The organism is Thermovirga lienii (assembly GCF_036847465.1).
In the GTDB taxonomy this organism is placed as follows: domain Bacteria; phylum Synergistota; class Synergistia; order Synergistales; family Thermovirgaceae; genus Thermovirga; species Thermovirga lienii.
Genome location: NZ_DAITZW010000009.1, coordinates 1 through 19195 on the forward strand (window position 1 = coordinate 1; position 19195 = coordinate 19195).

The following is a 19195-nucleotide window of genomic DNA, read 5'->3' on the forward strand; positions in this document are numbered from 1 at the left end:
CTTTGCATAAAATCATATGTATAAAGAGCTATAGAAAAGCTTCCAATGGCTCCACCATATCTTATGAGGGCAATACATATCAATTGTTGGATTGTAGAGGTCGAGTGGTACCATTGAAGCCCAAAAGTACTGTCTGTGTCACAAGACATCTCGATGGATCCCTTGGAGCTTTGTACAGTGGCGATTACTTCAAACTGAAGGCCATCTCAAATGATACTGACAAAAAAGCCATCCAGGGAGAAGATATAGAAAACAAGGCAAAACCAAGAGGAAAATACAAACCACCCACGGACCACCCATGGCGCAGGAGCATAAATAACACCATTAGATATTATAAAAACAAGAAAAGCTATCCCATGAATGATGAATTGAGGGAAACATATGCCCCATAGCAATGACTACCACAAACCCAGAAAAACCAGCCCTGTCCTAAACTGCAAAAAACACGAAAAACCACATAGGACAGGGCTAATATCTATACACTTAAACAATATCTAAAGGTGACATTTTCACTGTCCCGTTAAAGACATTTTAGGGTGACATTTTCACTGTCCGTTGACAGCACTTCAAGCATGTGTCAGTAAACAAAATTTGGCCGAAAGTTCACAAAAGTGGCCATTAAATTCAAGGGGGGAATGTAGAAAATGGAGAACATGAAGCTGTTGGCCGAATGGTCGTACGAACCGGCAAAGGCCCATAGGGGCTACACAGGCAAGACCCTGAAGATCAACGTAGGAGAAAGGACGTTCGAGGCCAAAGACGTAACCGAGGATATGAAAGAGAAATTTGTGGGAGGAAGGGGTTTCGGACTTAAGCTCCTCTGGGACGCAGTAAAAGATACCACTAAGTGGAACGACCCAGAGAACGAGATAGTCATATCGGGGGGTCCCCTTTGCGGCATAACTCAGTATCCTGGATCAGGTAAGTTTTACGCCGTTTTTATTTCTCCTCTTACCGAGCAAACCTACGACAGCAACGCCGGCGGGCACTTTGGACCACTGCTCAAGTTTGCCGGATGGGACGCCCTGGAAATTCAGGGCAAGTCTGACAAAGACGTGGTTGTAGTGATAGACGGCGACGAAGGAAAGGTGAAAATTTTCGAATCACCCTTTGAGGACATAAATGCTTACTCAATCACCGAAACTCTTCATGAATATTTCAGTGACCCCAACGACATCAACGATAGAAAACATGTCTCCGTAATTACCGCTGGTAAGGGCGCTGAGCACACATACTGGGGATGCTTGAACAGCAGTTTTTGGGACAGCCACAGAAAGATAGCTAGACTCAAACAGGCAGGTAGAGGCGGCGGTGGAACCGTATTCAGAGACAAGAAAATAGCTGCATTGGTAGTAAAATCCCATAACCTATCTGGTACAGCCAACGACCCCGTAGACGTAGACACCTTGACAAAAGTGGGACTTAAGCTACATAAGGAAATATTTACCTTGGACGCGAAACAGTGCCGCATGCGTACTGTCGGAACTCCTCACCTCAACGAAATAATGAACGAATACCATCTGTTGCCAACGCATAACTATAAGTTTGGCCAGCACCCCGAAGCTGATAAGATCCATTCGAAAGTCTATGAAAAACTCTTTACCCAAGGAATTCCTGATGGCTGCTGGTATGGCTGCACATTGGCCTGCGCAAAGGCCGTAGACCACTACACCATAAAGACCGGACCGTGCAAAGGTCAAGTAGTCACTGTGGATGGTCCTGAGTACGAAACAGTCGCAGGGTTAGGTTCTAATGTCGGTGTATTTGATCCAGAATTTACAATTGAGGCCAACTTCTATGCAGACCATTACGGTCTGGACACCATCTCTCTAGGAACCGGCATTGCGTTCGTTTGCGAATGCTACGAACTTGGTTACATCACAAAAGAACATACCAACGGACTTGAGCTTAAGTTTGGAAACAAAGATGACATAATGGAACTCATCCATAGAATGGCCGAAGGGAAAGATGAGTTCGCGAAGATAGTCGGTATGGGCGTTCGCAGAATGAAAGACATTTTCGCAGAGAAGTTCGGCGCTCCAAGAGATATACTCGAGAAAATAGGCATGGAAGGACAAGGCATAGAAGTGTCAGAGTACGTGCCCAAAGAATCCATCGCCCAGTGGGGAGGATACTTCCTCACGCTGAAAGGCCCCCAGCACGATGAGGCATGGCTCATATTCATGGATCGCGTGAATAAGCAGCTCCCAACGTTCGAGGATAAGGCCGAGGCTCTGCACTACTTCCCCAACTTCCGAACCTGGTTCTCACTGGTGGGTCTCTGTAAACTACCATGGAACGATATCGAACCTGCGGACAATGCCACAAAGTATCCTCCACAGGAGGCAGCTAAAGTACCAGAGCACGTACAGAATTACGTTGACATTTTCAATGCCGTAACCGGTAAAAACATCACAAAAGAGGAGCTAATACTACAGTCAGAGAGGGTTTACAACTTCCAGAGAGTATTCCAGCTAAGACTAGGCAAAGGCACCCGCAAGCACCACAATATCCCGGACAGGGCCCTTGGGCCAGTCTTCCCCGACGAATGGGAAGCAAGAGCTGAATACTATGACAACGAACTAAAACAGGCAGGCGTAAACCCCGAAGGCATGCCTACTGAAGAAAAAATCAAGAAACTGAATGAAATCCGGAGAAAACAGTGGGAAGAGCTAGTGGATGCCGTATACAAACGCCGCGGCTGGGACAGAAACGGCATTCCAACGGTGGAGACCCTCAAGAGGCTCGGCATTGATTATCCTGAGGTAGTGGCAGTAGTCGAAAAACATGCAAAACCAGAGGATAGGTGGTAAGTCTCCATCATGATCACGGTGAACGGAGAAACCATGGAATGGGAAGAAGGTCTAACGGTACAGGACATAATAGAGCGAAAAAAGTACACTTTTCCTCTCTTGGCCGTTTGGATCAATGACTCTCCTGTTCCCCGGGAAGACTTCAGCTCTACCAAGGTACCAGACGGGGCTAAAGTGCAAATTATCCACATGATAAGTGGTGGTTAAACAAAAAAAGAAGGGGAGGTTTCCTCCCCTTCTTTTTTGTTCGGCAATTTTCTATTCTTAGGTATTGCTATCTTTCTTTTTGTTTCTCTGGCTTGACATTCGGCTGGCATCCTCAGGCCCCATTGCGTTTTCCCAGTACAATCTGCCGTAGGAGAAAGAATCATCAAATAGAGGTATCTCCGTCCATCCCCAAGGGGTTACCAACAAAAAACGGAAATCTACCCCCTGGCTCCTAAGAACCCTTATATGATGAATATACCTCGCTGTGTCTGGAATGGACCAGCTCTCACTGACAACCCACACCTTCTTGCATTTACCTCTTCCGAATAAAGATGCATAGTCTACAGCCATTCGCATGCCCTCTTCCAAATCAATGGTTCCTACGCAAAGGACAACAGCATCGCTTTTCCCTTTGGGCATGTGAGGTGCAGGAAGTATATCCGCAAATTTTTCAAGCCACTCCAAGCTGGCAAATAGAATCTCTGGATCGCCTATATTTCTTTCCGCATACCCCTGAAAGAAGTCCTCCGCCTGATAATCTATGTCACCACTCAACGCAGAGTACATCCATTCCTGAATTACATATAAAAGGTCCTTTATATATGAAGGATACTTAGGTTCCGACATTGCCTCCAAAATATCTCCAACAGTTACAGTTTCTTCTTCATCGTTAAGTTTCTTTTTGAAATTGTCTTTTTTTTCTTTTTCATCACGGGAGCTCATGGTACCACCTCCATCCCCCTTCCAAGTCAAAAGAGCATATCATAAAAACGGGTAAGATAAAACATGTTTCTTCAAAAACATTCCTGACGGTATAATATACACAAATCATGAATTTTTACCAAACCAAAATTTTTAAAAGGGGTGATGACACATATGAAACTCTTTGACCTCAGTGCCCAAAAAAGTCAATTTCTACTCATCGACGCTCAGGAAAAACTAGTGCCCATGGTGGAAAACGAGAGAAAATTCTTGAGAAATGTAAAAATCCTTCTCAAAGCCTGTGAATTAATGGAAATCCCCGTCAAATACACTGAACACTACCCCTCCGGCCTGGGGGCTACTGTAAAAGAGCTCCTTGATGGAATGCCACAGAATAGCCGAAGCTTCGAAAAGATCCATTTCTCCTGCTGTGAAGAAAAAGATTTCCACACTTTCTTGCAGTTTGCCGGAAGAGATCAAATAATCGTGGCAGGAATAGAAACTCATATCTGTGTCCTACAAACGGTGTCCGATCTGATAAATCAAGAGTATCAAGTTTTCGTGGCAGCGGATGCGTGCTCAAGTAGGAACATAGAGAACCACAACATGGCATTGGAAACCATGAGGCAATTCGGCGCAGTGGTGCTTCCGACGGAATCTATAATCTACAGGTTGCTCCGACGCGCTGGAACTCAAACATTCAAGAGCCTTCTACCTTATTTCAAATAAACTAAACAATAATGAACGAACAAAAAACTTTGCCAAATAGGTCACCTCAATCCTTTATTCGTTTTCTCGGCACAGGTGGAAGCCGTTTCACCGTAATGAGCCAATTGAGGGCATCAGGGGGCCTGTGGTTTCAGTGGGGGAAAATGGCCTTTTCGATAGATCCTGGCCCGGGCTCCCTGGTGAGAATGCACCAAAACACTCCCCCGTTGGACCCCGCTAGTCTGGACGGTATATTACTAAGCCATAAACACCTGGATCACTCCTCCGATTTAAACGTTCTGGTTGAAGCCATGACTGGAGGGGGATTCACTAAAAGGGGCATCCTAATAGCGCCATCCGATGCATTAAATGGCGAAGAAAAAATTCTTTATAGTTACTTGAAACCCAAAATATCTAAAATTTATTCATGGAGGGACGGCGAGGAATACAGCCTTTCTCCAGATGGAAAATTGAAAGTAGAAGGTGTTTCTCTCATACACCACGGAGTTGAATGTTACGGAATGATCTTCAGAGAGGGGAATGAGCCTCTATGGGGATTAATAAGCGACACCAAGCTGGAAAGTCACTGGATAAAAAGATTCTCGGGGTGCTCTGTCCTTGTAATCAATATGACCTTGTCTCACAAAAGAGCGAACCTGGACCATTTGTCACCCGAGGATGTTAAAGTAATAATAGAAGAACTGAACCCAGCGCTAACGATCATCACCCATTTCGGCAGAGGCGTGCTTAAAGAGGGACCATGTAAAATAGCTGAAAGACTGTCCATTAATGGACATCGCATCGTACCTGCAGAAGATGGATTAATTGTAAACTTGGGTAAATTTTCTGATAACATATAACTCTGAAGGGTACGTGAATTTAGATTAAGGAGGTTTCAACCAATGGTCCTGGACAAAATAAAGGCATTAGAACTCCACAGGAGAACGAAGGGCAAATTTGATATATACCCGACTATCAACATAAACAACGAGGAAGATCTGTCCCTGGCCTACATCCCCGGCAGTGTGCCTGCAGCTTTAGCAATAAAAGATGACATTGGGAAAAGTTATGAATATACAGGTAGGGGAAACAGAATAGCCGTGATCACTGATGGCAGCGCGGTCTTGGGATTAGGAAGGGTGGGCCCATATGCTGCAATGCCCGTGATAGAAGGCAAATGCCTTATTTTTAAACTCTTTGGCGACGTCAACGCAATTCCTATATGCCTGGACTGCCATGATGTGGAAGAAATAGTGCATATAGCAGCTACACTTTCTCCATCGTTTGGAGGCATAAACATAGAAGACATATCCTCCCCTAGAACGTTCATGATAGTAAGGGAACTACAAAACAAAGTTGATATACCGGTTTTGTGCGATGATCAACACGGGACGGCCGTGGTAATACTAGCTGCTCTCTGGAATGCACTTGAGGTCCAAGGAAGAAAAATTGAGGACCTAAAGATCGTAGTATGTGGTGCAGGAGCAGCAGGTATCTCTGTAACCGAACTGTTACTGGCGGCAGGAGCTAAAAATGTAATAGTTTTAAACAGCTCCGGCATACTTTCTGAATCCAACCCCCACATGAACAACATCCAGCAGGAACTAGCCCTCAAGACAAATCCCGAGGGTATCAAAGGCGGACTAGCTGAAGCCATTGAGGGGGCTCACCTATTTATAGGGCTCTCAAAGGGAAACATCCTAAAGCCTCAACATATACGCAAAATGGGTAAGGACCCAATAATCTTCGCAATGGCTTTACCTGAACCAGAAATACACCCCGAAGAAGCTTATGCAGCTGGTGCTTCAATAGTGGGCACAGGGTTACCCGAATATCCCAACGCCATGCCAAACCTTCACACATCACCAGGCATAATGAGGGGACTTCTAGATGTGAGAGCAACTTGCTTATCAACGACCATGTTACTTGAGGCCGCAAGGGCTCTTGCCAACGTAGTAGACAGAAGACGGTTGTCCCCACAAAAAATAACCCCGGATGTCTTCTGCGACGAGGTCAGCCCATGTGTCGCTGAAGCCGTTGGACAAGCTGCAATAAGGGAAGGTTTTGCATCACTTACATTGCCAGAGGGACAAATATACCATAACCTATGGGAAAGCCTCTACGGGAACAAGTTATCCCGGCACTGACGATACACAAGGGTCCTCTTAACTATCTAATTATCCAAGCGTAGCGTACGCTCAAAAGCTAAGAGGGCCTTTTTTAATTCTATTCCCTCGGGACCTCCATAGCCTCTCATACTTCCGTCAGAACCTACAACTCGATGACATGGCACAAAAAGAGCCCATGGATTGCTTCTCATTATAGTACCTACGGCCCTCGAAGCTCTAACGTTTCCAGCAAGATAAGCAACTTCTTTGTAAGTTAAGGTACTACCAAAGGGAATGGAATATACAGTCTCATATACCTTCATAGTGAAAGGCTGAGGTTTCTTGTAAGCGCAAAAAACAACATCAACTTTATGGCCGTTCCAAAAATCACGCCAGGCACATTTAAGCCAATCTGGGGGATTGGACTCTTGGATGCTTCTGAAGCGCTCGTCATTCGTGGTTGTGGTTCTAACTATTCCCTCATCACTCCACACCACCCACCAAGTACCTAAAGACGAAGAAAGACAACACTTCGCTAATTGAGTATTCTCGGGTATGACCTTTAGCTTCACCATAAAACGCCACCTTTGAAAATTAGAATGAAAGTGCCCAATACTGTAATTGCCAAGGAATACCTCTCGCTTATCCACAAAATTCTCAAATCGAAAGGACCTCTAAGCCTATCAAGAGCAATCATTCCTTTAGGGAAAAACCTGCCCGTCTGTTTCTTGTAATTATTATATTCTTCAGGGAACTTGTTCCCTAAATATTTTTCTTCCCAAGGAACTATCAACATCCCGTAAAGCAACACGAAAACCACCAAAAAAACAACTAGTGCCAATAAGCTTCCAGATATTAGAGCCCATCCAAGACCAATCAAACCATTGCCTATATATAGAGGGTTTCTAACTAGGCCATAAGGCCCCCATGTTATCAGCTGCTCTGCCTTAACAGATTCCCCTCTGTACTTTTTTATGGTCCCGGCCGCCCACAGTCGAATTAACTGCCCCAAAACAACTAAAGGTAATCCTAAATAAATAGAACCTCTACTGGGCTCCGCCAAGAAATAAACCACAAAAAATAGGAGGGTCCATACTCCTCCTCTATACTTGAAGGCCAACGCCCTGATGTGCTCTCTATTAGTTTCAAATCTCAATCAGCTCTCCTCCTCGTCGTTGCTAGTATAGCCACTTAACACTTTCTCAGCCCCGCCCCACCCAAGCAATAAAACCGCGGTCACGGCCCCCATGGCAATAGACAAATATTCTGTGAACAACCTCCAAGTTATAGCTACAACACCCGCCATGTTCCAGGGAACCAGAAAAGCAAATATAGCAGTTCCTCCACCCTCTGCGACCCCGCTTGCTCCTGGCGTTGGAACGAAATACAAAAGAAACATAAGCAGCGCCTGGGCAAAAAAAGCTTCTATATAAGACACATTAAAACCTAACGCCCATATAATACATGGTAGTATGGAGAATAGAGCTATCATTTGGAGCCAGGATACCAAGAAGGCTAACAAAAACTTTGCAAGGCCTGACGTAAAAAACAGCTGGAAGTTTCTATTGTAATTATCTATTTCTCTGTAAGCTCTCCTGACAAACTTAAGCACTCTTTTCTTCCTTACTAACCCCCATCTGTTCAAGAATAAAATAATCGCCCCAGACAACTTCTTTATCAAATTGGGACGAAGCAAACTGAGAACTACTATCACCCACATAGCCATCACAAATATGGCAACGTAATATAACGCTCCCTTCAGGAGGAGCTTGCCCTTCATAAGCTCAGGCACATATAGCAAAGCCATAGGAACCACGATGCCTATTTGAAGCAGCGTCATCAATGTCCCTACTAAAGTAATAGCTATTCCTTTCCCTATGGGGATACCACTCTTATAGAGGAAATAGACTTGGAAAGGTCCTCCGCCACTCTGCATGGGCGTAATTGCACAGCCAAAATACCTCAGCCAATTGAGCAAAAATGCAAATTTATATGAAATATGCTCTCCTGCCGCAGCAACCACAGAGTGTAGCTTATATGCATCCAGACACCAAGAAAGGATCAATAATAGGAAAACGTAACCTAGCATCTTCACATTTGCTTTGGCAAGCACATCTATGGTATTCAAATCTATGCTAGATAATAGTACTATAGAACTTACCAAAAACGACAGGCCCAAAAACAATGCCAGGCCCTTCCTCACCGTCAATGAGATCACCTCAAGCAATAAGTTGACTTTCTTTCAAAATAACTTTAGCCGCCGCCTGTATATCTTCGCACACAGGAACCTTTATTCCGGCCTTCACTAGCTCTGCCTCAGTCTCTCGGCCGTAACCAGTTAAAACTAACACGGCTTTTATTCCAACGCTTTTAGCAGTCATTATATCCGACTTTTTATCTCCTATTATCCAGGAACGGCGCAGATCCAAGTCGTGTTCAGAAGCTGCCCTCAATACCATGCCCGGTTCCGGCTTCCTGCAATTACATTTCTGCCTGTAGCTTTCCTTTCCCTCTGTGGGGTGGTGAGGGCAAAAGTAAAATCCATCTATCTCGCACCCCTGCTTTCCTAATATGTGCGATATAAATTCATGGGTCTTTTGCACAAAAGTCTCAGTGAAATAGCCTCTTGCCACACCACTCTGGTTAGTTACGACAAACAGCTTGAACCCTCCAGCACGTAAAGCCGATAGTGCCTCAGGCACTCCTGGGAGGAGCTCTACTTTCTCCAAGGAATCCAAATAATCAACTTCCTTTATTATCGTTCCATCCCTATCCAAAAAAACTGCTGGCTGCTTCATTGGACCCGTTCCTTCAAGGGGCAGTCATATACTATACTACTCTTTGTTGGACAAAATAGTTTTCCACCAATCTACCATATCTTTTACGGTCTTACGCAAAGGGATTTTCTGGAACCATCCAGTTGCTTCCTTGAGTTTGGTTAAATCGCTCCAATATATGGGCTCATCAACTTCTCTAACCAGTGATGGGTCCGTTACAACTTCGGGCTTTTGAGGACAGTCTTCCAATACCAAATCTAATAATTCCTTTATTGAAAAGGCCTTTTCACCGGCTACGTTATAAGCCTCTCCTGATTTTCCCTTCTCCTGTAAGCTCAAAAAGGCTTCTACTGCATCTCTGACATCCAGGAACGCTCTTTTGGTGTGAAGGTTGCCAACTGGGAATCCCCCCTGCAGTTTTCCTAAATCCCACAGTGCCCTTCTATAGGTGAAATCTGAGACGACCTCTCCAGTCCTCCTGGGACCTACACAGTTTCCGATTCTGAGCCTTATTATATCAAGACCGTAAGCCCTGAAATACGTGTCTCCCAGTAAATCCTGCCCTGCTTTCGACATTCCGTAAACATGGGCGGGGCGAAAAGGTTGATCCTCCCCCACCGGAGTCTCCTCGACCTTTATGAAACCATAAGCGGCCGTAGAAGAAGCAAGCATTATGCGACAAGATGAAAGGCCTGTCCTTATGACGCTTTCAAACAGGTTTAAGGTTCCGAGAACGTTGGTTTCCACAGTGTAGCTGGGAAATTTATAAGACTCCATGGGATAGCTTTGAGCAGCCAAATGATAAATAACATCCGGCTTGAAATCTGCCAAAGCCTCTTCAATGTGGGGTCTATACCTGACATCAATGTTGTAAAGTCTTTCCGCGTACCTAGAAGGAACTTCCATGGTGTTTGTAGGCCTAAAATATGAACCTCCCACCACAAAACCTGCCTCAGCTAGTCTTTGAGCTAAATGCCCTCCGATAAAACCACCAATCCCAGTGATAAAAACTCGTTTACCCATAATTCTTACTTCTCCTTCTCTTTGGTATCTACATTACTGACCTATAATCTTTTCACAAATCAAAGGTATATCGCCTTGCGCCTTATAAAAATCCTCCGGCACTCCAATATCTATGAAATATCTGCCTTCTTGTGGAAATGCATACAGGGCCTTTCCCATGTCTATAAACTGAGGAATCAGCTCATATTCCCAAGAAATCTTCCTGCATGGCACATGTTCCACTAGGGACCTTTCCACCACATACACTCCCCCGTTTATAGACCATTCCCCATTGCTATCTGGAGGCAAGTCCTTCCTTCCAAAGCTTATAACTCGATGATCATCTGCTATCTCCAGGGGGTCAGTTCTGCTTATGTTCGCCCACTTCCTCGTAGCTATTGTAAGGTCCGAAGCTTTATCTAAGTGGAATCGCGCCATACCGTCAAAATCCACATCGAAAAAAGTGTCTCCGTTCATAAAGAAGAACCTATCCGCATCTATCCCGTCCAAGGCCAATCTTAATGCTCCTCCTTTATCCATCGGCTCGTCTTCCACACTAAAGCTTATTGATATTCCCCACTCCTCGCCGTCTCTGCAATACTCCATAATTTGCTCGGCCTCATACCCTAAAAGCAACATGGTCCTTTTAATTCCCCTAGCTGAAAGTAACGATAAAAGCCAAAATAAGAATGGTTTCCCCCCGACTGGAGCCAAAGCCTTCGGCACATGGTCCACTACGGCCTTGAGACGGGTCCCAAACCCACCTGCCAGAATTACTGCATAATCAATCACCACACAACCACTCCTCAACCAAGCCGCATATTATATGACCTAACATTATATGGGTCTCTTGTATCCTAGGCGTGTTTGTAGAAGGAACTGATAAAACAACATCACAATACGGTTCGAACGAACTCCTATGGGTTCCAACTAATCCTATAGCCTGCATATTCTTGGTCGTAGCCGTCTTCAGTGCAGCCAAGACGTTCTTACTCTTCCCGCTAGTGGAAATGGCCACCAAGACATCTCCTTCTTCCCCTAGCCCTTCAAGCTGTCTGGAAAAAACTTCATCATAAGACATGTCATTTGCCACTGCAGTTAGCACACTTGTATCAACTGTGAGGGCGATCGCCTTGAAGGCCCGCCTATTTTTCTTGTAACGCCCCACAAGCTCAGCTGCCATGTGCTGAGCATCTGCTGCAGAACCACCATTTCCGCAGAAATAAACGCATTTCCCTTTGTTTATCGCTTCAGCTATAATGTATGCTGCTAAAGCCACATCATCGCAAAAAGCCTTGAAACTTTCCTTGACCTCGATTGCTTCTTCTATCTCGCTTATTACCCTATTCCTAGCCATGTCAAAGAAAACGTCCCTCATTTTCCCACATCCTCACTCATCACAACATATGTCCTTCAGTGGCTTCTCCGCCAAGCCTGTTTTCCAGCCTAACACGGCTACCTGCACTCGGTCCTTCAAGTCCAGTTTCTTCAAAATTCTGCTTATATGGTTCCTCACTGTCTTCTCCGACAACACCATTGCCTTGGCTATCTGCCCATTTGAGTAACCTTGACTCAACCAATAAACTATCTCCTTCTCCCTTTTGGATAGCTCGTCCAGGCATCTTTTCTGGTATCTTGACATCTTTATCACATCCGGGATTTCGCCATCAAGATGCCTATCCATATAAGTCTCTCCCCGCAAAAGAGCCCTCACACACCGAATTAATTCTGAGGCCCCGGAAGAGAGCATGACACAAGAGCAAAAACCACTATCACACAACGTGTAAGCTTTTTCTATCTCGTCATCCTCCAGCAAGACTATATAATTGACACCGCTAGCAACGTTCTTGCATCCAGCCAAGGATTTCTCGGGCTCAAAACCCAGATCTTTCCCTCTACAAATAACAAGTCTTATGTTGTTTGTCTTCACAACGGTAAGGGCCTCCCAAATATTCGAAACTCCCTCTACCTTTCCGAGGTCTTTTTCATGGCTCAGGAGTTTAACGAGCGCTTCCCTATACAACCTGCAAGGATCCACAACCACTACCGTCGCATGATCAGCCAATTTCAATCAGGCCCCCAATTTAATAACAACAATAAGGTGTGCTATTATTTACGGGCATTCTCAGCCCGCCAAACATTCTCAGATGTGATTATAACATCAAGGATCGGCTTAAATTAGATTAAAGAAGGAGAGAAACATAAAGTGAACCTGAATCAAGGCATAAGGAAGAAAGTGACAAAGGCAATATCCGATTACAACCTGATAGAAAATGGAGACAAGATACTGGTAGGGCTCTCGGGAGGAAAAGATAGCACTCTTTTACTAGTCGCTCTATCGGAGATAAGAAAGATAAGCCCGGTGAAATTTGATCTTGCAGCATTCACCATAAACATCGCAGAAGGGCACATGGATCTGAATCCCATAAAAAAATTTTGCGCTGATCTCGGCATAAAGCACGAAAGCATCTCCTATCCAATAATAGACATCATAGAGGAAAGAAATGAACGCTCTCCATGTAGTCTGTGTTCGAAATTGCGAAACGGCATACTGATAGACTTTGCAACAAAAAACGGCTACAACAAGGTAGCTTTAGGTCACCACCTAGATGACGTAGTGGAAACAGCATTGCTTAATTTGTTCTTGGCAGGAAGGTTCAAATGTTTCCCCCCTCTTTCGTGGAGGAGCAGAAAGAAAATATGGGTAATAAGACCCTTGGTTTACCTATCTGAAGAGGCAATCAGATCTGAAGCGAAGCGCCTTGATTTTCCTGTTATGAAATGGAAATGCCCTCATGAGGATGAAACCCAGAGGGCAAAAATGAAACACCTTATAGCTACGCTTGAGCCTAAATTCCCTGCCTTGAAATCCCAAGTTCTTCACGCCCTTACCCATGTTAGAGGAACGGACGTATGGAAAATAGAAGAACCTCTTGAAAAATAGCATTATCGCAATAGACCTGAAACTATTATCTCTATGGCCTCCTCCTCCGTAAGCCCTTTGGCCATAAGGCCTTCTATTTTCTCATCAGCAATCCTGCCTATAGCAGCCTCATGAGTAACCTCAGCCTCTGGGTGAGATGCTCTCACTACAGGTGAAGCCTCTGCCATTGCGTTCCCCTGCACAACCTCGGTACAGTCTACATGTCCTCTTGCACCCGGAGCAGCCCCATCTACCAACCCCAAGAAGTTTCCCCTGCTATCGTCCTTGAGTACCACTCTTGCCTTTACCAGAGCAGAGCTTCCTTCTCCTTTTAGCTTTATTATGTCCCTTATCTTACACACATCGTCGAACTTGCCGTATATCTTGGAGTTTATGTCAACGTGACTGTGGGCACCAACTGCGTCCACTTCAATTTCTATATCCAAATCGCCAACTCTTCCCTCAACCAAGGTAAAATCACCAACGTACGTGGCCCCTTCGCCTACCATAACCTTGCTCCTGGGCTTGACTTGTATCTTGCCCTCTGGACCGTGTACATGAACTTCCTTGTACGCAAAACTGGCCCTTTCTTTCAGGTAAATCTCGCCTTCCATAGCATGCAAAAATTCTACGGCATTAGGGAAAATACAATGAGCCAAAAATTCTGCCTTGGCTCCTTCCTCCACAGTCACCCTGCTTTGTATCACTTGCTTCCCTTCATGCCCTAAATGGCCAAAACAAAGATGCACAGGTTTTTCTATAACAACTCCTTTTTTTACTGTTATCTTTGCATCTATACCTTCGTCCGTCTCCTCTGCTTCAATTTCGACTCCTGGAAGCACATTTTTGTCGATTATTTTGTTGGCATGTACTACCACGTAGATAGCATCTTTATCTCCCAGAGAACTTGCCAAACCACCCGTTCTGGAAGCTATTTCCAGAAGTTGTGCATATTCTTCTGTTATCTTCAATTCGCTATCCCCCTATCCTTCGGTCTCTCCTGTTTCCCCCGCATGCTCCGGACAAGGCATGCATTGAGACAAAAAATACCGCCTTACTGCCTCAGCTGTCCCTTCCAATACTATGCTTCCGCTACACATTAAGTAGGACCTATCGCACTGAGAAGCTACATCTTCTCTATGGGTTATTATCAGAACACTTCGGCCATTCTCGGTCATTTTCCTGAACAAGTTTATTATGTCCGCCATTGCAAGGAGATCAACGCCTGAATCAGGCTCATCCAATATGGTAAGCCGAGAGTTCATCAAGTAAACCGAGGCCAATTCTATGCGCTTTCGTTCTCCCCCAGAAAGAGTCTTATCCACCTTTCTCTTCAAGTAGGAGCTTTCAAGTTGGACCAAAGCCAACGCCTCTTCCATCTGGGATTCTCCTATCTTATCCCTTGAAGAAATCCTTAAATACTCGGCAACACTTATTCCCTCATATCTAGCTGGATGCTGCCACGCCAGCGTGATTCCTAACCGCGCGCGCTCCGTTATGCCTAACTCAGTGATATCTTGTCCCTTGAAATAGATTGCTCCCTTTTTCGGTCTATAATTTGGAAGACCCATGATCGTGTAGGCAAGACTCGATTTTCCAGCACCATTTCTCCCTAGTATTCCCGTTATTTCTCCAGGCAAGACCCTAATAGATACATCCTTTAATATCTCCTTGTCATCTCTGACGACAGTTATCTCATCTACATAAAGTAACGATTCCTTCACTTGCTTCACCTCATATCGATTCCTTTTTTAAGGCTTCCATCACTTTTTCATCCATGGCAAAAGAGTGTTCTTGGGTTGGAAAGGCTTTGTTTTTTACCTCCCTAACATACCCTTCAAGACCTGAACCAAGGTATTCTGCTCCATTTGCGTATGATTTAACGAATTTAGGCTTAAACGTCTCAAAAAGACCCAATATATCATGAAAGACAAGAACCTGGCCGTCGCATGAACTTCCTGCTCCTATACCTATGGTGGGAATACTCAGCTTCTGAGTTATAAATTCTGCGAGTGGAGCTGGGACACACTCCAACACCACGGCACAGGCTCCTGCTTCCTGAACGGCAATGGCGTCCTCAAGGACTCTTCTTGCGCTTTGTTCGTCCTTACCCTGTACCCTGTACCCCCCCAGCAAAGTAGCCGTTTGAGGAGTTAGCCCGATATGTCCGACAACTGCGATGCCCGCATCGACGATTGCCCTTATAGTGCTTACCCTATTTTTCCCCCCCTCGAGTTTTACTGCATCCACACCGGCTTCCTTGACCAATAAGCCTGCGTTCCTTATAGCTTCCCTTTCATCTACCTCATAACTCAGAAAAGGCAGATCTCCAACCACGAAAGCTCTCTGGCGAGCTCGCATCACTGCCTTGCAGTGCATGAGCATCATTTCCATGGTCACACCCAGAGTATCTTTCAATCCGTGCTCCACCATTCCCACGGAATCTCCGACAAGAATCATATCTGCTCCTGCCTTCTCGGCCAGCCTTGCTTGCCAGTGGTTGTACGCAGTAACCATCACTATCGGCTCTTTTTCTTGCTTCATTCTCATGAAATCTGGAATAGACAACACCTTACCCATAATCAAAATCCTCCCTCGGCATGGATCCTTCAAGACTCAAGGATCTTATTGTCTATCAGTCTGGCTTTTCCAACGTACGCTGCCACAGCTATCACTACTCTATCTTTTATTTCATTCACCTCTTCCAAGTTCTCCGCATCCCGAATCTCTACGTACTGAACTTTTAAACCATCACCCTCGCTCAAAATCTCTCTTACCTTAGCCTCTAAAGCTTTGACATCCTTGACTCCACTTTTGAACAAACGCTCAGCTTCCTCCAAAGCTTTAGGTATCTTGAGGGCTTCTTTTCTCTGCTCCTCTGTGAGATATACGTTGCGGCTGCTCAAGGCAAGACCATCATGGTCTCTCACTATTGGACACCCTATTACCTCCACGGGAACGTTCAAATCCCGAACCATTCGCTTCAACACTTGGAGCTGTTGATAGTCCTTCTGACCAAAGTAAGCCCTCCCAGGCTGAACTATATTGAACAATTTTAGTACTACCGTACAAACGCCATCAAAGTGACCAGGTCTAAAAGCACCACACATGTACCTACTCAGCTTGTTTTCTTTTACCACCGTTGAGAAATCAGGGTAATACATATCTTCCTCTCTTGGAGCAAAAAGAAGGTCCACACCTTCCTTCTCCAATAAGGCACTATCTCTATCAAAATCCCTGGGATATGCTGCTAAATCCTCGCTGGGGCCAAACTGCAGAGGGTTAACGAATATGGAAACCACACAAAAGGAATTTTCTTGCTTGCACCTTCTAACTAAGGACAAATGCCCCTCATGAAGATAACCCATTGTAGGAACAAAGCCAATTTCCTCCCTATTTAACCCCTTTTGCCTGATGTATTCTCTTACTTCTGACGGCTCTTTGATTATTTTCATATTCCCATCTCCTTACTAGCAAAAAAATAGGAACCTAGATAACAGAGGCCAAAGACCTTATATGTCTCATGTACGACTCTGCCTCTTTTTTCTCTGTTTCAGCCCCCTCTTTTCCCAGAAGGGCCCGTGTGTAAACTTTCCCCTGCTCTACTCCAGGTTGATCAAAGGGGTTAACTTTCATAAGTCCACCTGTTATAGCTGTCAGGTACTCAAAAAAGTAGATCAACCCTCCTAAATGATAGGCATCCAAATTGGGCATTTCCATCCAAGCAACTGGCTTTCCTGATTTGGCAAGGGCAGCTAGAGTTCCTTGAGCCTCACAGTTCAGCATGCTCTTCATGTCCTTGCCCAAGAGGTAAGACAAAGAATTCAGTGAATCTTCCTCCAGTTTTTCAGGGAAAAAGACGTTTCTCTTGCTTTTTTCCTCAGTCAATATCAAAAAAAGCTTGTCATTCGGACCGGACGTATAGAGCTGAACCTGAGAGTGTTGGTCTATGGCGCCAATGGCCCGAATTGGAGTTATACCTTTACCATCCTTTCCAAGGCTCTCGGCCCACAACTGGGCAAACCACTCGGTAAAACTATTCATTCGACTCAAATAAGGCATAAAAACAAGCATATTCCTACCCGCAAGACAATGTTCCATACTCAAAGCAGCCAGAATCCAAGCAGGATTGTTATCTATTGAATTTCTTTCGAACAATTTCTTTTTCATGTCCTTTGCTCCATGGAGAAGCTCCTCAATAGCTACCCCCTGGACGGCCGCAGAAAGCAACCCCACAGGGGATAACACGGAAAACCTTCCGCCAACGTTTTGGGGCACCTCCAAGGTGAGGCAACCTATTTCATTTGCAAATTTCCGCAGAGCGCCTCTGTTGGGGTCAGTTATGACCACGATCCGTTGAGCTAGATTTGGTAACTTGTTCTCTTTAAGCTTTTCCCACAGAGCGAGGAAATTCGCCATGGTTTCCGCCGTGGTGCCCGATTTACTTACAACTATAAACCCCGTTCTGGATAAATCTACCATATCCAGAACCGATAAAAATAAGTGAGGATCAGAGTTATCAAGAAGATAAAATCTGGGTCCCTTCCTCTCCTCCCTAGAAAGCTCGTTATAAAATGGATGAGTAAGACAATCAAAAAGCATTTTATTGCCCAAAGCGGAGCCACCTATACCAATATGAATCAGGGAATCAAAGCTCTTCAGTGCTTCAGCCACTTTAATTATCTGCTCATGCCCTTTCTCGGGCAAATCTACCCATCCATAGCCATCCTTACCCTCAGATGCCCCTATTAACAAGTCTCCAGATACCCTAGAAAGGACTTCTTCGTAATTTTCCAGCTTCGCTTCATCAACTAAAGCCGCACCATAAAAAAGCTTCAGACGACTCATCGGATCCTCCCTTAAACTCCTTTATAATACGTTAAGACACCATAGATTATATTCCACAAATCCATTTTCACAAAAAAAGGAGCCCTTAGGCTCCTTTTTGATATCTATACTATAACTATACTAAATATACCACTACAAGATGCCGTTTTCCTTCAGCGCCTCATCAATGGCATCCTTATCAAAACCCACGATATACGTGGAACCTATTTGCACTACAGGCACACCCATCTGCCGGGTTTTTCTCACCATCTCCATGGCAGCCTCTCTGTCTTTGCTAACATCCACATCCTCAAAATCAACGTTTATACTCTTCAAATAGTCCTTGGCCTTTACACACCAAGGGCATGTAGGAGTAGAATAAACTTTAACCGTCGCCATACTATCAGCTCCTTACAAATTTCTGTTTTTTATATTTTATGTTCAAAAATACCCCTGTATGGTTATTATATTACAACAGTTACGCTTGTCAAGGCAACATCGCTCCAAACAATGATTTATTCTTTACAGTGCATGCATTTATGAAATCTTTCACATTTTGGTGTATAATTCGATGTTGTGTGTTAGAATTCTCACAGCTCTATTACTCCGGGGGGGAGATGTGCGGATGACAGATGTTGTTAAGGAATCTACCGAAGAAATGCAACAGGTTTTGGACAAAATCATCGAAAAGTACCGGGGGAAACCGGGAAGCACCATAGGCATTTTGTCCGCTATCCAAGAGAAGTTTGGCTACCTACCTGAAGAGGCAATGGATTATGTCTCAGAATCTTTGAACATACCTTCGGCCGAGATTTTTGGTGTTGCCTCCTTCTACTCCATGTTCCGTTTCCAACCAGAAGGAAAATACGTGGTGAGATTATGCAGAGGAACCGCCTGCCATGTCCAAGGTTCATGGCTGGTTGGAGAGCAACTGCAAAGGCATCTGGGCATTGAAGAAGGGGGTACTACCAAAGATGGCCTTTTCTCTCTTCACTACGTAGCATGCCTTGGGTGCTGCAGCCTAGCACCAGTTATGATGGTCAACGGAACAGTTCATGGCCGTCTTACGCCAGACAAGGCTGTAGAAGTTTTGGAATCCTACAGACGTGAAGGCCAAGAATAGATTAG

The 19195-nt window shown here is 44.8% G+C and carries 22 protein-coding genes and 1 pseudogene; 8 read left to right on the top strand and 15 right to left on the bottom strand.

Features of this window, described 5'->3' with window-relative positions:
* The 3 genes and pseudogenes from V7Z69_RS04315 to thiS all read left to right on the top strand — a co-directional run.
* Positions 1-392 (top strand): annotated as a pseudogene (locus V7Z69_RS04315) (ISNCY family transposase); the annotation flags it as partial.
* A 252-nt stretch (positions 393-644) separates the two neighbouring features.
* On the top strand, positions 645-2813 hold the full coding sequence (locus V7Z69_RS04320) for an aldehyde ferredoxin oxidoreductase family protein (protein ID WP_334138751.1): 2169 nt from the start codon (positions 645-647) through the stop codon (positions 2811-2813).
* A gap of 9 nt (positions 2814-2822) precedes the next feature.
* Positions 2823-3020, top strand: a complete 198-nt coding sequence (gene thiS / locus V7Z69_RS04325; protein WP_014163374.1) for a sulfur carrier protein ThiS — start codon at positions 2823-2825, stop codon at positions 3018-3020.
* Positions 3021-3077: 57 nt separating this feature from the next.
* On the opposite strand, the gene V7Z69_RS04330 is transcribed toward thiS, so the two are convergent.
* Positions 3078-3743 (bottom strand): hypothetical protein, encoded by a 666-nt coding sequence (locus V7Z69_RS04330; protein ID WP_334138753.1) that lies wholly within the window; start codon positions 3741-3743, stop codon positions 3078-3080.
* Between the two features lie 153 nt (positions 3744-3896).
* Between V7Z69_RS04330 and V7Z69_RS04335 the strand changes: the two genes are divergently transcribed.
* The 3 genes from V7Z69_RS04335 (at position 3897) to V7Z69_RS04345 (ending at position 6577) form a co-directional block, all read left to right on the top strand.
* Complete coding sequence (locus tag V7Z69_RS04335) at positions 3897-4451, top strand: hydrolase (RefSeq protein WP_014163376.1); 555 nt, start codon at positions 3897-3899, stop codon at positions 4449-4451.
* 95 nt (positions 4452-4546) lie between these two features.
* Entirely contained in the window at positions 4547-5290 is a 744-nt protein-coding gene (locus V7Z69_RS04340) for an MBL fold metallo-hydrolase (protein WP_052299885.1), read from the top strand.
* Between the two features lie 42 nt (positions 5291-5332).
* Positions 5333-6577, top strand: a complete 1245-nt coding sequence (locus V7Z69_RS04345; protein WP_334138756.1) for an NAD(P)-dependent malic enzyme — start codon at positions 5333-5335, stop codon at positions 6575-6577.
* A 26-nt stretch (positions 6578-6603) separates the two neighbouring features.
* Here V7Z69_RS04345 and V7Z69_RS04350 read toward each other — a convergent pair whose 3' ends face one another.
* From V7Z69_RS04350 to V7Z69_RS04385, 8 genes are read right to left on the bottom strand one after another with little or no spacing between them, the layout of a single operon-like run.
* Entirely contained in the window at positions 6604-7113 is a 510-nt protein-coding gene (locus V7Z69_RS04350; protein ID WP_014163379.1) for a methylated-DNA--[protein]-cysteine S-methyltransferase, read from the bottom strand.
* Entirely contained in the window at positions 7107-7694 is a 588-nt protein-coding gene (locus V7Z69_RS04355; RefSeq protein ID WP_014163380.1) for a methyltransferase family protein, read from the bottom strand. Before V7Z69_RS04355 ends, V7Z69_RS04350 begins: the two co-directional genes overlap by 7 nt.
* Positions 7695-8741, bottom strand: coding sequence for a lysylphosphatidylglycerol synthase transmembrane domain-containing protein (locus V7Z69_RS04360; protein WP_244406368.1), 1047 nt, complete (start codon positions 8739-8741; stop codon positions 7695-7697).
* 16 nt (positions 8742-8757) lie between these two features.
* A complete protein-coding gene (locus V7Z69_RS04365; protein WP_014163382.1) occupies positions 8758-9336 on the bottom strand; it encodes a D-glycero-alpha-D-manno-heptose-1,7-bisphosphate 7-phosphatase in 579 nt (192 codons plus the stop codon).
* Between the two features lie 36 nt (positions 9337-9372).
* Entirely contained in the window at positions 9373-10338 is a 966-nt protein-coding gene (locus V7Z69_RS04370) for a GDP-mannose 4,6-dehydratase (protein WP_014163383.1), read from the bottom strand.
* Between the two features lie 33 nt (positions 10339-10371).
* Positions 10372-11112: a sugar phosphate nucleotidyltransferase gene (locus tag V7Z69_RS04375; RefSeq protein ID WP_014163384.1), complete on the bottom strand. Its 741-nt coding sequence runs from the start codon at positions 11110-11112 to the stop codon at positions 10372-10374.
* The gene (locus tag V7Z69_RS04380) at positions 11102-11695 is read right to left on the bottom strand and encodes a D-sedoheptulose-7-phosphate isomerase (RefSeq protein WP_014163385.1); all 594 of its coding nucleotides are present in this window, start codon (positions 11693-11695) and stop codon (positions 11102-11104) included. The genes V7Z69_RS04375 and V7Z69_RS04380 overlap by 11 nt, the downstream gene beginning before the upstream one ends.
* A 12-nt stretch (positions 11696-11707) precedes the next feature.
* The gene (locus V7Z69_RS04385) at positions 11708-12382 is read right to left on the bottom strand and encodes a response regulator transcription factor (protein WP_334138758.1); all 675 of its coding nucleotides are present in this window, start codon (positions 12380-12382) and stop codon (positions 11708-11710) included.
* 141 nt (positions 12383-12523) lie between these two features.
* Here V7Z69_RS04385 and V7Z69_RS04390 point away from each other — a divergent pair, with 141 nt between their 5' ends.
* The gene (locus V7Z69_RS04390; protein WP_014163387.1) at positions 12524-13261 is read left to right on the top strand and encodes a tRNA 2-thiocytidine(32) synthetase TtcA; all 738 of its coding nucleotides are present in this window, start codon (positions 12524-12526) and stop codon (positions 13259-13261) included.
* 2 nt (positions 13262-13263) lie between these two features.
* Here V7Z69_RS04390 and V7Z69_RS04395 read toward each other — a convergent pair whose 3' ends face one another.
* The 6 genes from V7Z69_RS04395 to V7Z69_RS04420 all read right to left on the bottom strand — a co-directional run bounded on the left by V7Z69_RS04395 (position 13264) and on the right by V7Z69_RS04420 (position 18466).
* The gene (locus tag V7Z69_RS04395; protein ID WP_014163388.1) at positions 13264-14211 is read right to left on the bottom strand and encodes a SufB/SufD family protein; all 948 of its coding nucleotides are present in this window, start codon (positions 14209-14211) and stop codon (positions 13264-13266) included.
* Positions 14212-14223: 12 nt separating this feature from the next.
* A complete protein-coding gene (locus tag V7Z69_RS04400; RefSeq protein WP_014163389.1) occupies positions 14224-14964 on the bottom strand; it encodes an ATP-binding cassette domain-containing protein in 741 nt (246 codons plus the stop codon).
* 10 nt (positions 14965-14974) lie between these two features.
* Entirely contained in the window at positions 14975-15820 is an 846-nt protein-coding gene (gene panB, locus V7Z69_RS04405) for a 3-methyl-2-oxobutanoate hydroxymethyltransferase (protein ID WP_334138760.1), read from the bottom strand.
* A gap of 29 nt (positions 15821-15849) precedes the next feature.
* Positions 15850-16695 carry a pantoate--beta-alanine ligase gene (gene panC, locus V7Z69_RS04410; protein ID WP_334138761.1) on the bottom strand — a complete coding sequence of 282 codons (846 nt, stop codon included), beginning with the start codon at positions 16693-16695 and terminating at the stop codon, positions 15850-15852.
* 34 nt (positions 16696-16729) lie between these two features.
* Complete coding sequence (locus V7Z69_RS04415) at positions 16730-18088, bottom strand: hypothetical protein (protein ID WP_014163392.1); 1359 nt, start codon at positions 18086-18088, stop codon at positions 16730-16732.
* A 132-nt stretch (positions 18089-18220) separates the two neighbouring features.
* Complete coding sequence (locus tag V7Z69_RS04420; RefSeq protein ID WP_014163393.1) at positions 18221-18466, bottom strand: glutaredoxin domain-containing protein; 246 nt, start codon at positions 18464-18466, stop codon at positions 18221-18223.
* A gap of 226 nt (positions 18467-18692) precedes the next feature.
* Here V7Z69_RS04420 and nuoE point away from each other — a divergent pair, with 226 nt between their 5' ends.
* Complete coding sequence (gene nuoE, locus V7Z69_RS04425; protein ID WP_014163394.1) at positions 18693-19190, top strand: NADH-quinone oxidoreductase subunit NuoE; 498 nt, start codon at positions 18693-18695, stop codon at positions 19188-19190.
* Positions 19191-19195: the final 5 nt, after the last annotated feature.